Genomic DNA, 402 nt, shown 5'->3' with positions numbered 1-402 from the left:
GCCCTCCACACCCCCCGAACCAGAACCCGAGGAGGAGCCCGCACCGAGGGAACTTTTTCGCAACCCTCTGGTTGAACTCCAGACGTCACTTCCAGCGAAGCTCGACCTCGGCACCGAAGCATTCGAAAGATTCTTGCGCAGCCTCTCGCTTTGCCGGGAGCCCGTGGCTTTTGAACTCATTGGCACGCCGGGGAAGATAAAGGTGCAATTTGCAGCAGAGGAGGGAGACGCTCCCTTGGTTCGCCGCCAGCTCGCGTCCCATTTTCCCGAAGCCGTGTTTCAGCCGGGCGAAGGCGCGCTCTTGTCCGCCTGGGAATCGTCGCAGAGCGACGAAGTCCTCGTGGTTGAATTCGGCCTGGAGCGCGAATTCATGCTTTCGCTCCAAAGCGGCAAGCTCGATCC

General features: G+C 60.7%; 1 protein-coding gene. It reads left to right on the top strand.

Features of this window, described 5'->3' with window-relative positions; genetic code table 11:
• Positions 1 to 163: 163 nt before the first annotated feature.
• The coding region (locus I6F37_RS43020; RefSeq protein WP_225154831.1) for a hypothetical protein at positions 164 to 402 on the top strand (239 nt) is incomplete at its 3' end.

The organism is Bradyrhizobium sp. NBAIM08, from assembly GCF_020193935.1.
GTDB classification, from domain to species: domain Bacteria; phylum Pseudomonadota; class Alphaproteobacteria; order Rhizobiales; family Xanthobacteraceae; genus Bradyrhizobium; species Bradyrhizobium yuanmingense.
The sequence above is the reverse complement of the archived record's forward strand: the minus strand, read 5'-3'. Positions and strand labels throughout refer to the sequence as shown.